Genomic DNA, 15,737 nt, shown 5'->3' with positions numbered 1-15,737 from the left:
CAAATAATATTCGAAGTAATCCGCCGGCAAACCCAAGGGAAAACAATACCCGAATGATTACGCCGTCAATGGTTCACGAAGCGGTGGGTGCGCACGGATTGAATTAAACCCAATAATCCCATGCTGGTCATCAAGCTGCTGCCCCCGTAACTTAACAACGGAAAGGGGATCCCCGTGGTCGGCACCATGCCGATCAGCATGGCGGCGTTGAACAAAGTCTGGGTCACCAGGGTTCCGATCACCAGCATCACCAAAATACTGCCGGTGGCGTCGCTGGCCTCCAGGGCGGTGGTAAAGGAACGCATGAACAACATCATAAATAAGGCGAAGACGGTGGCCACGCCGACAAAACCCAACTCCTCGGCGGCAACGCCCAAAATGAAGTCATTGTGTTGCGCGGGCAGGAACCCCATTTGCGTTTGCTGGCCCTGACCCAAGCCACTGCCAAGCAAGCCGCCCTGGCCAATGCTGATCTTGCTTTGGTGCACCTGGTAGCCGGTGCTCAGCGTGCCTTTCTCCGGGTAAATAAAGGTCACAATGCGGTTTTTCTGGTAATCCTTCATAAAAAAGATCCAGTCGGGTTTAAACACCACGCCGGCCACCAACACCACCGCCAATAAGGTCCCCAAACCGGTCACCCAAATCGATTCTTTGTTGCCCAACAGAAAGTTGGGAATCACGAAAAAGGGTACGTAACACAAGGCCGTCCCCATGTCGGGCTGCAAAATAATCAGCGATACGGGGATGGCGATGAGCAAGGAAGACACCACAAACTCAAGCAAACTCGACTGCCGCTCCTGAAAACGGGAAAAGTATTTGGCGACCATCAACACGGTGGCGATTTTCATGACTTCCGACGGCTGGAAACTCATAAACGGCAGACGGAACCACGAACGGGCACCGTTGATCTTGTCGCCGAACAGCAGCACAAACACCAACAAGACAATGCCGCCGATGAAAAAGAAATGGGCATGGGTCACCAGGCGTTTGTAATCGATTTGGCTGATGAACAGGTAAAACAAACCACCGAGCACCACCCACACAATTTGTTTGATCCAAAGCGTGCCGGACAAATAGGGCGCGGCGGTGGCGGAACGAATAAACAACACACCCAGTCCGCATAAAATGAAGGTAATCAGCATGGCGCCGCGATCCAGTAAATTCAAACGGTTCATGTGGGGTCGACCTCTTTCTTTTTGCGGGCATAGGCCTCAAGCAACTTTTGCGCGACGGGTCCGGCCTTGGCACCGCCCGCCCCGGCCTGCTCCACCAACACCACGATGGCCACCTCGGTGTTCTCGCGCGGCGCGAATCCGGCAAACCACGCGTTTTTGTAACGGTCCACCTTGTGGTCGGCCTCGGAGCTGAAGGTGATCAACTGGGCGGTCCCGGTTTTGCCGCAGACATCAAAGCCGGCGACCCGCGCGGTGGAACCGGTGCCTTTCTCTTTGTTGACAACCTGCCACAAGGCGGTTTTCACCAAGGTGTAGTACTCGGGCATCATGCCTTCCACGGCACCGGATTCCGGCACGTGGAGCTTGGATTCCATTCCAAGCCGGCTTTTGTACAGCAGGTGCGGGCGCACGACGCGGCCGTCGTTGGCCACGGTCGCCATCATACTCAACAACTGCAGCGGGGTGGTCTGCAAACTCCCCTGCCCAATAGACACTGACAAGGTTTGGCCGGGATACCAAATCTCACCGGTCCGCTTGCGCTTCCAGGCGGGCGTCGGCACCAACCCGGTTTTCTCACCGTGCAAATCCACGCCGGTTTTTTCACCCAATCCCATTTCATGCGCGGTTTTGGCCAGTTGATCGATGTCCAAATCACGGGCAATGTTGTAAAAAAACACGTTACAAGAGCCCTTGATGGCGGCGGTCACATCGACATGGCCGTGCCCACCGCGTTTGTGGCACCGGAAGATGCGGTTGTGTAACTTGTACTCGCCGTTACAGAAGTAGGTGGTCTGCGGGGTGATGGCGCCGTTCTTTAACGCCGACAAAGCGGTCACCACTTTAAAAACGGATCCTGGCGCATAAGCGCCTTGTAATGGACGGTTCAGGAGTGGATTCCCCTCGCGGTTGATCAACTCGTCCCATTCTTTTTGGGTAAAGCGTTGCGTGAACATGTTGAGGTCAAAGGTCGGCGAAGAAACACACACCAACAATCCCCCGGTACGGGTGTCCATCATCACCACGGAGCCGGGGCGGCCCTCGAGAGCCTCAACGGCGAGCTGTTGTAGATCCAGGTCCAAGGTCAGGAATATATCACCGCCGGGAACGGGCGGCGCGGTGACCTCGGTGGAATGGTAAATGCCGCGGTGATCGACCAAAATGGTGCGTTCCCCGTCAATGCCGGTGAGCATGTCGTCGTAGGCCAGCTCAATCCCGCTTTTGCCGACCACATCCCCGAGCCGCAGCCGCGGATTGCGTCGCAACGCGCTCTCAGAAGCAACGCTAACGTAACCCAACACGTGGGAAAACAGCGTGTTGTAGGTGTAGTAACGCTTCTCCGTGGTCTCCACGGCCAAACCGGGATAACGCTTGAGGTTGCGGCGGATGCGCATCGACTCGGCAAAGGTAATGTTCTCAATCAGCTTGACCGGCTGCGACAAAAGGGTGGAGCGGCTGTCGTACTTGCGCTGCAACTGTGCCACATCAACTTGCAAAAATTCGGCGAGTTCATCCTTCACCTTGCGCCAAGGTTGTTCCATCTCATCGCGACGTAGCAGAAGGTCGTAGGTGGGCATGTTCTGGGTGATCAACCGTTCGTGACGGTCGTAGATCAAGCCGCGCGTAGCTTTGATGCGCCGCTTTTTGATGCGGTACTTTTCGCCGAGCCGCTCGTAGCGTTCCTGGTTCAAAATCTGAATGCGGTAATAACCGCCGGTCACCAGCAAGAACCCAATAATCACCAACACCCGCAAAAACAAAATGCGGCCCTGGAACAACAGCGGGGTCGGCGCCAGTCTCATTTTTCCTCCGGGAAAAAGCGCAGGTAAAGCACCTGCATGGCACCGAACAGGGCGGTATGCACCAAAGCGTGGAACACCAGCACGGTCGGACTCACGCCGGGAACAGGACTGTTGAGCGCCACACCGATGAGCAGGCGCAGGTAAAAGTCGGCCAGGTAAAACAAGGCAAACAAACCCAGCAGGAACAGGTCTTCAAAATTGGGGATCACGTGTTTTTTAAGCAACATCACGATGTAAACCAACAGAAGCTGACTCATACAAGCCAGCCCTTTCACCTGGCCGACCTGCACGATAAAGTCGAGGCCGAGCGAAAGCGTAAAGGTCATCAACAAGGCGCGGACGGTGTCCGACGAACGGATAATAAAAAAAACCAAGAAGTAGGAGAACTCGAGCGGGACGTTAAAGTGGGTGATTTGGGATTTGGCGAAGGTCAGCAGCACCACCAACAGGAACCCGCTCCAAAAGTGCGACCACTTCATGGACGGTCCTCCCTCGGCGTTTCTTGCGGGGTTTGGCCTGCCTCGGCGTCGAGCACGATGGTTTGGCCGGCGTCGTCTTCGATCTGAATGAGCACCACGACTTCTTCCAAGCGAGAGAAATCGGTGGCGAGGTTGATGCGTACCTCTTGGAACATATCGGACGAAGGCAACACGGAGGTAACCCTACCGATGTGCAAATTTTTGGGGAAGATGCGATCGAGGCCGGAAGTGGTGATCAGGTCGCCGACCTGGATGGTTTCAAAATTGGGAAAGTTCTGGAGACGACCGACGGAGCCGCCCATCCCCGAAACAAAACTTTCGGAGAACCGCGATTCTTGGACCAGGGCGGCCACGGAAGAATGGGGATTGTTGAGCGGCATGACCTTGGCGTAGGCGCCCGACACCTCCCACACCACGCCCACAACACCGCTCGGGCTGGAAACGCCGTGGTCCGGCAGCAGGCCGTCGTTGGAACCTTTGTTGATCAGGATCATGGTGTCCTCGCGGCGACTGGTGCGCCCGATGACCTCGGCGTAGACATACTTCCAGGATTCGGGTTTGGGCAAGGCCAACAGGTCGCGCAGGCGTTGGTTCTGCTTCTCTGCTTCAATCAGTCGGGTACGCACGCGAAAAAGTTCTTCGACGTTTTTCTGGAGCCGCTCGTTTTCCTGCTTGAGCTGGGTCATGGTTTCGCGGTCTTCAACCAGGCGCGTGACTGAGCCGACGGCGCCGTCACTGAGGTTTTGGACGGGACCGACCACCATCAGGCTCAGCCGTTCAAGCAGGGTTAAGCGCTCGCCCACCTGAATCTGGTAACTCACAATGAGGAAGGCCACCAGTTCAAGGACAAGTAAGAGGCTTAACTCGGGGTAGCGTTTGACAAGGCCGAAGGCTGCCAACTTCCCTCCCTCTCGTTTTCACGCAACCGCCGCGGGGCGGTGCGGGGGTTCTGGGCGTGGAACAGCGCCGGGTCGCGGCGCATTCCCAATGGGGCGAATCTCCGTTAAGCGGCGGATCGGGACTTAGCTTTTGCGGCAGACGCGTTTGAGCAGTTTTGGGTCGGATAACATTTTACCAACCCCCATGACCACGCTAAGCAGGGGTTCTTCGGCGATGCTCACCGGCAGGTTCGTTTCTTCCCGCAGGCGGATGTCGAGGTTTTTCAGGAGGCTGCCGCCGCCGGTCAGGATGATGCCTTTGTCGACCAAGTCGGCGGACAATTCGGGCGGGGTCCGTTCCAAGGCGATTTTAATGGTTTCCACGATGGCGTCAACGGTATCGGCGAGTGCCTCGCGGATCTCGGTATCGTTGATCACCAAGGTTTTGGGAATCCCGCTTTCAAGGGAACGGCCCTTGATTTCCATTTCCATGGGTTCGTCAAGGCGGTAGGCGCTACCGATTTGGGTTTTGATGTTCTCGGCGGTGCGCTCACCAATCAACAAGCGGTACTTGCGCTTGATGTACTGGACAATGTTTTCGTCCATGGCGTTACCGGCAACCTTGAGGGTTTTGGAATACACAATCCCGGACAAGGAGATCACGGCGACGTCGGTGGAACCCCCGCCGATGTCGACGATCATGTTACCGGTCGGTTCGGTAACGGGCAGGCCGGCGCCGATGGCGGCGGCCATGGCTTCTTCAACGAGGTAGACGTTTGAGGCGCCGGCTTTTTTGGCGCTGTCACGCACGGCGCGGCGTTCGACCTGGGTAATTTCGGCCGGAACCCCAATAACGACGTCCACCTGAAACAGGTTAAACGGCGAGGATTGCCGCTGCGCCTTGCGGATGAAGTAGCTGAGCATTTGCTCGGCGACTTCAAAATCGGCGATCACCCCGTCGCGCATGGGACGGATCGCCACGATGTTGCTCGGTGTACGACCGAGCATTTCTTTTGCTTCGTTGCCCACCGCTTCAACGCGGCTTTCGTCTTTATTGATGGCAACGATGGAGGGTTCACGGACAACGATGCCCAACCCCTTCGCGTAAACCAAAGAGTTCGCGGTCCCTAAATCGATTGCGAGATCGCGATTAAACGCGGAAAAAATGCGAGTGAAATTAAATGCCATAAGATGTCAACCAAAAGTGCGTGTTCGAGCCCAACAACGTCGGGAATCATACATTAGAACCGATGCGGGTGCCAGGAGAAAGCGGGGGGCTTTGGCTGAAATGGAGGATTGCGTGAGGATCACCCCGCACCACGCCCCGGCAACACCCGATGGGATTGGGTTCGGTTCATTTCCGAAGGCACCGCGCCAAAACCCGATGAGGAGGGCTTCATGGCGCCCGACGGCACCGCGTCAAGGCACGCCTGCCCTCACGCGAGTTCGAAGTGTTTTACGATCCCGTTGAGCTCATCGCTCAGGTTCACCAAGCGAACCGAACGTTCGCGCACCTGGCCAACGGCACCGGCCAACTCCTGGCCGGAGTTGTTGACCCCGTGGACATCGTTGTTCAACCGGCTTTGGCCGTCGGCCAAGGACTCAACCGAGGCATTCACATCGCGGAACCCGTCGGACACGCCGGCAATGGTCTGGCTGATGCCCTGGGTCGCAATTTTTTGCTCCTGGACCGAGTTGACAATGTTCCCGATCAGGACGTTCACCTCGTTAATCACGCCGGCAATGCTGTTGATTTCCGTGACGGTGTGTTCGGTGGCCCCTTTGATCCCTTCGATTTTGCCGCGGATCTCGTTAATCGCCTCGTTGGTTTGTTGCGCCAGCAACTTCACTTCCTCGGCAACCACGGCGAAACCCTTGCCGTAGGTTCCCGCCCGCGCGGCCTCAATGGTGGCGTTCAGCGCCAACAACTTGGTCTGTTCCGAAATGTCGACAATCACTTCCACGACCCGATCAACCTGCCGCGCCGAATCACGCAGTTGGTCGACCCGGTCCACGGCATTTTTCACCGAACTCACCGCGCCCTCACTGGCGTTTTGCACCATGCGCGAATTTTCGGCGATGGTCCCGGCGGTCACCGACATTTCCTCGGTACTGGCGGCCACGGTGGAAATGTTATGGGTCGATTCGGAGAAATTGGCCTGCACCCGCTCGGTGGTTTGGGTAATGTCGCGGGAGAACCCACCCAGGGTTTCCGCCTTGCGAATCAAGCCCTGGGCCTCGCTGTTTAATTGGTCGGAAAAGCTCGACAATCCGGTGGCGTTGTCGGACAAATCTTGTGAATGGTCCTTAATGCTGGTCACCATTTGAGAAAGGTTGTCGCACATCTGGTTCAGCGCCTGACACAAACGGCCGGCCTCATCGTTGCGGGTGTGGTTGACCCGTCGGCGCAGGTCTCCGGCGGACACGGCCTCGGCCAAATCCAAGGCCTCTTTCAAAGGCCTGAGCACACGGTTGCGCACCACCAGGAAGGCGGCGCCGGCACACAGCACCATCAGAACCAAACCGCCGAAAAGGATGGTGCGCAGTTTGCTAACACGCGCCTCGGACAACTTTTGGTAGGAACCCACCGCTTTGTTCATGGTGCCCAAAACCGCCAAACTCTGGGTTTTCAGCGAATCGATTTCCTTAGGGGGCACGGTTTCACCGCGGTTCGCCATGCCGATCAGCAACTCGCTGTGACTGGTCAAGGTGCTCCACTTGGCATCAACCTCTTTCAGCAGCGTTTTCACCTCGTTGTCTCGGGTCGGCGGCGTGGAAACTTCCTTGGTCGCCCCCAAATCACTGTAGGTCGTGCCGCCCTGATCCAGCGCCTTCAAGGTCGCTTCAAACAGTTGGCGGGTTACATGGAGTTGCTGGGGTCTTGGCAACTCGCTCGAAGTCGCCATACCGGGGTTCTTCATTTCGATGAAGACTTCCTTGGTGAACTTTTGGGACAACATGCGCTGGCGACCGGCAAGGTTGATTACCAAGCCGTCGCTATTCTGCCGATCCAGAACATCAACCGCGGTGAAGGCGACCACACCGAAACACACCACCATCAGCAAAATCGGTCCGAAAATGTAGATAAACAAAGAACCTTTATTGGTGTCCACCCTGGTTCCTCCAAGTCAACGAAAGCCGGCAAACTTCGCCAACAAAAAAATATCGTCAACGGCGCCGCTTGAATTTAAGAGCCTCAATACAAAGCCTGGTTTTTCATGCCCGAGAAAATGTACCCATCTTATCGCATGCAGTAAGAAAAAAGTTTAATTTACCCGGGGCACGCCGAAAACGCGCGTGCCCCCTGCCTGCCGCCGGGATTTAGGCGTCGGCGGCGCGGGGCACTTCTTTGATGTGAACATCCATCTGTGGGAACGGGATGGTGATCTTAGCTTGATTCAGGGCTTTATAGCTCTCGGTAAGCATCTGGTCGCGAACGTCCTCCTGAAAAACGGGTTCCCTGACCCAAACCCAAATTTCGAACAGCAGGCCGGAATCGCCCAGTTCCCTAAAGCGAACCCGTGGTTTGGGAATCTGCTCAACCAGCTCCCCCTTTTCGGCAACGCTCATCAAGATCCCGCGAACCTGATCAATGTCGGAACCGTAGGCCACCGAAACCGGCACGCGCAAACGAAACTTTTCGTAAGGACCGCCACTCTGATTAATGATGGTCGAGTTACCCATGACGGCGTTGGGAATAATGACCTCGACATCGTCGGGCGTCATCAAACGGGTGGAGCGAATGCCGATGTGGGTGACCCGACCGCGGTCGCCATTGTCGAGGACAATGAAGTCGCCAATCTTAAAGGGCGAATCGGCGATGATGAAAATACCGGAAATAAAGTTGGCCAAGGTGTCCTTGGACGCCAAACCGATGGCAATACCGGCAATACCGGCCGAGGCCAGCCAGGCGGAAAGATCCTGACCCCAGGCGAGGATAATAAAGTATACGGCAAAGGCAACCACCAGCGTTTTGTAGACAAACAAAAACAGCGGTTTGGTTTTGGGCTGGACAATGCGATGGGGATTGTCGCCGCTGCCGAACCAATCGATCAAGGCGCCGGCAAAATGCAGCGCCGCGATCATCCAAGAAACCACCGCCAGGGTGACCGCCCCACCAAAGGCAAAGGTTCGCCAGTGGCCGGCCAAGCCGAGGATGTTGTATGCCTGGATAAAAGCCACAACCACAATGGTGAGGGTCAAGGGTCCTTGGAAAATTTCGAGGATTTGATCGTCGAGCCTGGTTTTGGTGCGTTTGGCCAAACGTTTGACGGAACCTTGTGAGAGAACACGGATCAACAGGGCGACCAGAACGCCGCCGCCCATGGTTAACGCACTCGCAACCCACGGCTTATCTAGCCATAACCACAATTCATCCATAACGGTATCTCCTCAGTAAAATAAAGAACCCTCGGGCCGTGTCATGCAGTGCCGCATCGTTTTAGAATAAGATGCAACCGTACCCAATGAGACAGGGGTCGGCTAAACGGTTTGGTTCGCGGCTGAATGGCGTGAACTATCTTATCTCACAAGGCGGGGTTCCGAGAAGCGGACCCAACGATCAATCCTACACAGGAGGCTTTATGCCGTTTCAGGAACGTTTGGACGATGATTTGTGTGATTTCATCCGCGCGCAGGCGATGTTTTTCACGGGCACCGCGCCGCGACAAGGCCGGATCAACCTCTCCCCCAAGGGTTTGGACACCTTTCGCATTCTCGACCAAAGCCGCGTGGCTTATTTGGATCTCACCGGTTCCGGCAACGAGACGGCGGCCCACATCAACGAAAACGGCCGCCTAACCATGATGTTTTGCAGCTACGACGCGCGCATGCTGATTCTGCGCTTGTACGGCCGCGGCGAGGTCATTCGCCCGACCGACGCGGGTTGGGCGGAACACGCGCCCCATTTCGACTTGCTACCCGGCTACCGGCAAATCATCCTGCTGCACATTGAATCGGTGCAAAAATCCTGCGGTTTCGCGGTCCCCCGTTACCAATTGATCGGACAGCGGGACAAATTAATCGACCACGCGGAGAAAAAAGGCCGCGACGGCATCGAAGCCTACCAACAGAACCGCAACCAAGTCAGCATCGACGGCCATCAGGCCTACCCCGATATCCCGCGCTGATCACCACTTCGCGTAGTGGTCCTCACAGAAACCGTACAAGCCATCGATGGGGGCGGCTTGGCCGTCCGCGTCATGCACGGTCCCGTAAAAACGGCCGAACACCTGTTTGAAGTTGCTCGCCAGAAACCCGACATGCAATTTCTCGCGGCGCAACCCCTCGGGTTCGAAACGCAGCGCGACACGGCCGTCGTAGGAGGAAACCGTCCAAGGTTGGGTCGGCTGCAAGCGGTCAAACTGAAAATGGACGGTATCGACTTTGACGAAGCGGTCCCCGAGCCAAAACACGTTTTCGGTAAACCCGGTCTCGTTGACACCGGCGGCGAGGTTGAGACCGAAACGCCGCCCGTCGGGCAGAACACCGGTACAACAGGCCCAGTTCCAAAAGGTATGACGGCGCATGAAACCACAGGTCCAGTCGTAATTGCCGTGGGCTGCAAGGGCACCGAGATCAAAGTCGCGTCCGCGGAACTGGAGGGATCCGGTCACCGGCAAGCCGGCGGCTTTTTGGGTGTAAACCCAGCCGTTGTAGCCGGCACGGGTGCAAAGCGCCAGCGGCCGGAAGGCGGCGGGTTCAACGAGGCGCGCGTCCAGGCGACCGTCGCGGCCGAAGGTTGCGGTTAACCGGCGTTGTCGCGGATCGCTTTCGGCCTGAATCGTCACGTTTAAGCCACGCCCGGAAAAAACGGAACAGCCCCGGTCCGGCGTGAGTGCCAGCGCGGTACGCCGAGCAAGCGGTTGGAGACGGCTCCATTCAAAGAGTTCACCGCTGGGCGGTAGATAGACATAAAAAAACGAGGAGCCGACCCATTTGAGGTCTACCACGGCACAACCCAAAACCAGCTCGGGGCTACACACCCCGACAAACTGAAATTGGTTGTAGGCGAAACGTCGCAACAGCGTGGGCGCCAATCGATCCATGCTGGAACGCTGCACAAAATCATCGGCATTAATGGTTTCGACCGGTTGGTCAAAAAGACCGAAGCGCGCGTTTCCCGCTTCGATGAGACGTTGGGGCACCTTTCCTCCTCCAAAGGCTACCGGTGGTAGCGTCAAGCGCGTTGTTCGCGATCACGGCAAACAACGTTTTGAAAAGAAACGGCCCATTCTACCAAAAAGCACGCTTTTCTCGCCTGTACGGGCAAAACCGCCCACGTTGGTTGGACGTGGGCGGCGGCAAGGAGTATGACGGAAAGTCAGCCCGCATTTCTCACGAGGCTTCGTCGCGAGCGTGTAAAAAGCTTTGTTAGCACAAGGTTTACGACCGGGCGTAAGCGCGAAGGAGCAACGGCACGCGATGCAGCGGCCGGCGGTCAATGCGAATTAGGGTTGGTTGGCGGCCAAGATGAAGGTGTTCACGAAATGCGCCTGATGGCCCACTTGGCTGACAAGAAAGGCGACGGCGTCGTCGACCGTTTCAAAGGGCAAGGCGCCCATGTCGATTTGCCCGCCGGAATAATCAAGGGCGTAAGACAATTTATTGCGCTCGTGATCCCAGGTGGGATCCAACAACAAATCACAGTGAAGCAACTCGGCAAGGTTGACGTGTTCCCGCTGGTCGAGGGTTTTCCCCGCGGCTTTGAGGGCTTGGTCGATCTGAACCTCGGGGATACAGACAAACTCAAAACGCGCATCCAAACGCTGACGAACCATACAGGAAACCGGCTGCATGGCCTCGACCTGCTTGTGGACCACCCCGATTTTCAGGGTGCCCGGCAAACGCGGCGTGTGTTCGGGGATCACCGCACGCATGGCCGCGGGGCGCGGCATTTCAGGACGCAGAACCGAATCACCGAGCAAGGAGTGGAAGGTAAAGCCGGCGGTGGTGGAGACCAGCATGGCAAGGGCAAAGCTAAAATGGCGCGCGAACCGGCGCGCGGGACCGGCCGTTTCGGTCGATGGGGCGGTCACGGTTTCCGCGGAGGCCTCCTCGGCAACGGCGACAGGCGCCGCTTCTACCGTGGGGTTGGGCGCCGCGACCGTGACGGCGGGCGTCAAACGGGGCGGCGGTTCCTGGTGGGCTTCGGTATCGGGAAACACCCACTGGTAACCCCGATTGCGGGAGCTGGTCAGGTATGCTTGCGACGGTTCACGACCACCGAGGCAATGACGAATTTCTTTAATACTTTGGTAAAGCACATTAGGGGTTACGGATGTCTCTTTCCAGACAATTTCCAATAACTCTTGACGCGACAGGGGGCGGTCGCGATTTTCAATCAGAACTTCCAAAGAACGAGCAGTTTTGGGGCGAAGCAATTCTTCCCCACCCGGCCATGAGAGTTTACCGGAGTCGGGTTCGAATAGGTATGTATCGAATGAATAAATTTTCATGGGGCAACCTACCTTATTGAAGCTGGATTGATGAAAAGTTAAGCAATCCTTGCGGGGTCTGTTCGTTTGAAGGAAGCGATTCGGTGCCATAGGAGGAGCGCGGTGAGCAACGCGAAAACAACCGAATCGGGGGCAGGGATCCCCTCCTTAGGAGCAGTCGGCCGGTCAACGGGGGGAGAAAACGACCGTGAACAAAACACCGCGAACAAGCACCGGAGCAGCACCGGCGTTTCGCGACACAAGGACCGTGGGGAACGGGTTCTACCTTGACCAACGCCCAGCAGCGGTTTCACGTAACGCGCGGTTACCAGATCCAGGGATGCCGTTCGTGCCTTTAGAGGAACCGACACACAAAGAAACACCACCCGGCAAAACGTGCGGGGAGAAACAGGCACAGTGGCAAAACCTTCACACCATGTCTTCGGGCGATTTCTGCAAGGTGAACCCCGCGTTACCCAACACGTCGATGCTGGGTAGTGGTCGGCCCGAAAAACCCGTGTGAAAACGAATCCGTTAAGAGACCTTTGAGCAAACATGGAACAAAGGGCAAAGCAATTGAAAAGCACCATTTGGGGCAAAAGCCCAGGACGAAAAGGGCAGGACGGACGACCAAAAGCATCCACTTTACATAGCTTTTACAGTCGGTTTACTTAAGGATTATTATAGTCCTCAGCGGCTGGTTATCAAGTCAAAATCTGCCGTAACGTGTCAACTCTCTCACTTCAACTAAGAAGGCAAAAAACAAATACCCAGAACATAAGTTTAGCAACCTACTATCACACCTAAAGACGGCGTTCATTTTCCGCATATTGACGAATAAAAGTAGGCTAGTTCCAGAACCCCTGACGGCTTCCACCCTCTGACGCGACGCGGCAACACCTCAAGATAACCCCAATAAAAAAAGGCCCGACACCAGGTGTCGGGCCCAAAAGACGAGCTGTGTTACCGCAACACGCGATCCAACCAAGGCAGGATCGTCGCCAGGGTTTGGGCGTGTTGTTCGGCTTCACTGAGCGAGGGTCGCTGACCGCAGAAGAATTCGCCAAACGAGCAGTTGAAGTTGCCCGTGGTGAACTGACAGTGCGAGGCACCGTCAAGCATGACGAATTCTTTATCCGCGGCGGCGAGCGCCTCGAACATCGGGGTTTGGTGATCTTCAGCCGGAGTCACACAGTCACGGCTCGCAGCGATCACCAGGCTGGGTCGGTCAATCGAAGCCGCCGCTTCGATGGCCGAGGGATTGGTTTCAGCAGCAGCAAGGGAAAACAATGCTGTGATGGAGGGGTTCTCCGCCATCGCCAGGAACGCGGAACCACCGCCCATGCTGTGGCCCGAAACAGCCGAGGTGCCGCTCGTGCTGTTGGGGTAAGCGCGGATGATTTCGCTTGCCAAGAAGGCGATGTCGCTGCCGAAGCGGCCGTGGCTGGGGGAGAAACCAGACTCGGTGCGGGGCATGGCGACGATGTAACCGGCGGGAACCAATCCTTCGAACAGATAGTCGTAGGCGTTGGTGCCGATGGTGAAACCGTGTCCGAAGACCACGACGGGGAAGCCGCAGCCTTCGATCATGTCGGCGTTGGAACCGCCGCTTGCACTGGGGTAATAAAGGTCGGTTTGGATGGAACGACCGTTGTTGTTGAAGGTAACCACGGAGGAACCGATTTGGAAGCCGTTGCCGCAATCGTCGCCGGGATCGTCGACGGTGACGGTTTGGCTGGTACTGCCTTGCAGGCCGGCGGCGTCGGTCACGGTCAGGGTCACGCTGTAGCTGCCGGCGGCGCCGTAGCGGTGGTTAACCTGGGCGCCGGAGGCGCTTGAACCGTCACCCAAATCCCAGGCGTAATCGGTGATCGCGCCATTCGGGCCCGAACTGGCGGAACCGTCGAAGCTGACATTCAGGCGATCCGCGCTGAAGGTAAACGCGGCGGTGGGGGGAATGATGTCGGTTTCGGATACGGTGACGTCCGCTTCGGCACGACCGGTGGCGCCTTGGTTGTCGGTAACCACCAGGACGACGCGGTAGGTGCCCTCGGAACGGTAGGTGTGGGCGGCGGAAACACCGCTGCCTTGGTTGCCGTCACCGAAGTCCCACGCATAAGAAGCGATAGAACCGTCGCTGTCGGTGCTGGCGGAGCCGTCGAACGCAGCGCTGAGTTCGTCGGTCGTGAAGGAGAACGAAGCGGTGGGCGCCTCGTTAACGGGACCGCCGCAAGTGCCGCCGGGATCGTTCCAGGAACCGTTGACACCCACGGCGTCCCAGGCTTTCATGACCGCGCTGAACTGACAGGAGTTCTCGCCGAACTGGTTGGCCGCGGCTTGAGCGGATGCGAAACGCAAATCTTCAAAGGTGGCGTTTTGCGACAAAAGCTGGGCGTTGGTTTCGTAGAAGATGTTGAGTGCGTCGATCATGCCGATGCCCGGCACGTTGACGGTGGTTTTTCCTTGCGGGTGGGTGCCGCCTTCAACCAGGAGGAAGAAAGCCAGGTTGGCGATGCCGCTGTTGGTGTGAACGCCGCAGTTGTCGTTGCCGGCGCCGGGGCTACAGTTGTTGGGGTAGTTGCGTTCGGGGTAAAAGTCGGGGGAGCGACCGTCAAGGGTGGGGTTGTTCATGTAACGCAGCGCTTCGCCGAGCTGGGAGCCCGCGATGTCGTCGCCCAGCAGCCAGGTTTCGCGGAAGGTTTGGTAGTTGGCGGGATTGCCGTCTTCAGGCCGTTTGCCTTCCGCATCGAGGGACATTTTCCACGCCTCGGCGCCGGCACCGAAGATGTCGGACATCGCCTCGTTAATGGCGCCGGACTCTCGCTGGTACACCAAACGCGAGGTGCTGTTGGTGAAACCGTGGGCCAATTCGTGAGCGGTTACGTCCAGGGACAAAGCGGTCTCACGCAAAATTTCGCCGTCACCGTCGCCGTAAAGCATTTGGTTATAAGGCGCTTGCAAGAATGCCGCGTTGTTGGGTGAGCAGTTGGAAGGAAACAAACCGGTGGCAAACGTGATGTGAACCGTGGAGACGAGGGGAATACCGCGGCCGTCGTAAGAATCGCGGCCGAACATGTGGTAGAAGAACCAGTAGGTGGTACCGGTATTGTCATAAGCGCCTTGCGCCACATAATCATCCGAAGCTCCGCCTTCGCTTATCACCTGGCGGCCTGGCAAAGAGGTACCGAAGATGGGCGCGAAACAGCCATTGTTGGCGGTATGAACGCGACGGTCCAAGGCACTGTGGATCAGGGTTTCGGAACCGATCAAGCCTTGGGTTTCGGCATCGATCATCATGCGTTCCATGTAGAAGTGGTCGTCGTGGGCGAACTCGACATCCGTTTCAAACGCCAGATGCACGCCGCCCTCGGGATGCGCGTAAATGACCAAGTCGGCCGGTTTCAAAACGTTGTAGGGAATGGCGCCGGCCGCGATGCCGTCGATACCGAGCAAGTCGCTGATTGCGTTTTCGTAGAGTCCGTTGAAGAAGTGAACCGGGCGGACGTTTACATTAATATTGTTAATCACACGGCCGCTGACCGCGAGGACTTGGCCGTCGGCACCGATTTGAATCACCAGGTCGCCGCCGCGCACCTCGAGGCCTTGAAAGGTTTGTTGCATGCGATAGGTACGGGTCCCGTTAAACTTCTCCATACTTACAAATCGCACCGCATCGGCTTTACCCAACTGGTAGATTTTGGCCAATTTGCCTTGAAACAAGCCCTCGGCATCTTTGCTGTCGCGGACAATCAAATTGGTCTGACCGCCCAGGAAACGCGGGCTGCCGGATTGATCCAAAGATACGCGTGAAAAGCCCAAGTCGCGGGCGCTACGAGCCGTCTGGGTATCTTGTGCAACCACCATCATCGGTAGCAGCAAACAACCCAAGATCAGAGCCAAACGGCTCCATTGAAACTGGTTCATGGTGTTCCTCCAAAATGGTCGGCCTCTCAATCAAAAGCCCGCAAGG

At 56.9% G+C, this 15,737-nt stretch carries 11 protein-coding genes; 1 reads left to right on the top strand and 10 read right to left on the bottom strand.

Annotated elements, in window-relative coordinates; genetic code table 11:
* Positions 1–65: 65 nt before the first annotated feature.
* From rodA to J3U88_RS26680, 7 genes are all read right to left on the bottom strand, one after another.
* Positions 66–1,175, bottom strand: a complete 1,110-nt coding sequence (gene rodA / locus J3U88_RS26710; protein ID WP_207862067.1) for a rod shape-determining protein RodA — start codon at positions 1,173–1,175, stop codon at positions 66–68.
* On the bottom strand, positions 1,172–2,974 hold the full coding sequence (mrdA, locus tag J3U88_RS26705) for a penicillin-binding protein 2 (protein ID WP_207862066.1): 1,803 nt from the start codon (positions 2,972–2,974) through the stop codon (positions 1,172–1,174). Before mrdA ends, rodA begins: the two co-directional genes overlap by 4 nt.
* On the bottom strand, positions 2,971–3,453 hold the full coding sequence (locus J3U88_RS26700) for a hypothetical protein (RefSeq protein WP_207862065.1): 483 nt from the start codon (positions 3,451–3,453) through the stop codon (positions 2,971–2,973). Before J3U88_RS26700 ends, mrdA begins: the two co-directional genes overlap by 4 nt.
* Positions 3,450–4,352 carry a rod shape-determining protein MreC gene (gene mreC, locus J3U88_RS26695; RefSeq protein WP_207862064.1) on the bottom strand — a complete coding sequence of 301 codons (903 nt, stop codon included), beginning with the start codon at positions 4,350–4,352 and terminating at the stop codon, positions 3,450–3,452. Before mreC ends, J3U88_RS26700 begins: the two co-directional genes overlap by 4 nt.
* A 123-nt stretch (positions 4,353–4,475) precedes the next feature.
* Complete coding sequence (locus tag J3U88_RS26690; protein WP_207862063.1) at positions 4,476–5,519, bottom strand: rod shape-determining protein; 1,044 nt, start codon at positions 5,517–5,519, stop codon at positions 4,476–4,478.
* Between the two features lie 248 nt (positions 5,520–5,767).
* A complete protein-coding gene (locus tag J3U88_RS26685) occupies positions 5,768–7,444 on the bottom strand; it encodes a methyl-accepting chemotaxis protein (protein ID WP_207862062.1) in 1,677 nt (558 codons plus the stop codon).
* Between the two features lie 208 nt (positions 7,445–7,652).
* Positions 7,653–8,711, bottom strand: a complete 1,059-nt coding sequence (locus J3U88_RS26680) for a mechanosensitive ion channel family protein (RefSeq protein ID WP_207862061.1) — start codon at positions 8,709–8,711, stop codon at positions 7,653–7,655.
* A gap of 203 nt (positions 8,712–8,914) precedes the next feature.
* On the opposite strand from J3U88_RS26680, the gene J3U88_RS26675 reads away from it, so the two are divergent.
* Positions 8,915–9,460 (top strand): pyridoxamine 5'-phosphate oxidase family protein, encoded by a 546-nt coding sequence (locus J3U88_RS26675; RefSeq protein ID WP_207862060.1) that lies wholly within the window; start codon positions 8,915–8,917, stop codon positions 9,458–9,460.
* Here J3U88_RS26675 and J3U88_RS26670 read toward each other — a convergent pair whose 3' ends face one another.
* The 3 genes from J3U88_RS26670 to J3U88_RS26660 form a co-directional block, all read right to left on the bottom strand.
* Positions 9,461–10,477 carry a DUF2804 family protein gene (locus tag J3U88_RS26670; RefSeq protein WP_207862059.1) on the bottom strand — a complete coding sequence of 339 codons (1,017 nt, stop codon included), beginning with the start codon at positions 10,475–10,477 and terminating at the stop codon, positions 9,461–9,463. It lies immediately after the preceding gene.
* Between the two features lie 303 nt (positions 10,478–10,780).
* A complete protein-coding gene (locus J3U88_RS26665; protein WP_207862058.1) occupies positions 10,781–11,788 on the bottom strand; it encodes a winged helix-turn-helix domain-containing protein in 1,008 nt (335 codons plus the stop codon).
* 942 nt (positions 11,789–12,730) lie between these two features.
* Positions 12,731–15,691, bottom strand: a complete 2,961-nt coding sequence (locus J3U88_RS26660) for a PKD domain-containing protein (RefSeq protein ID WP_207862057.1) — start codon at positions 15,689–15,691, stop codon at positions 12,731–12,733.
* Positions 15,692–15,737: the final 46 nt, after the last annotated feature.

It is taken from the genome of Acanthopleuribacter pedis, assembly GCF_017377855.1.
GTDB lineage: Bacteria > Acidobacteriota > Holophagae > Acanthopleuribacterales > Acanthopleuribacteraceae > Acanthopleuribacter > Acanthopleuribacter pedis.
The sequence above is the reverse complement of the archived record's forward strand: the minus strand, read 5'-3'. Positions and strand labels throughout refer to the sequence as shown.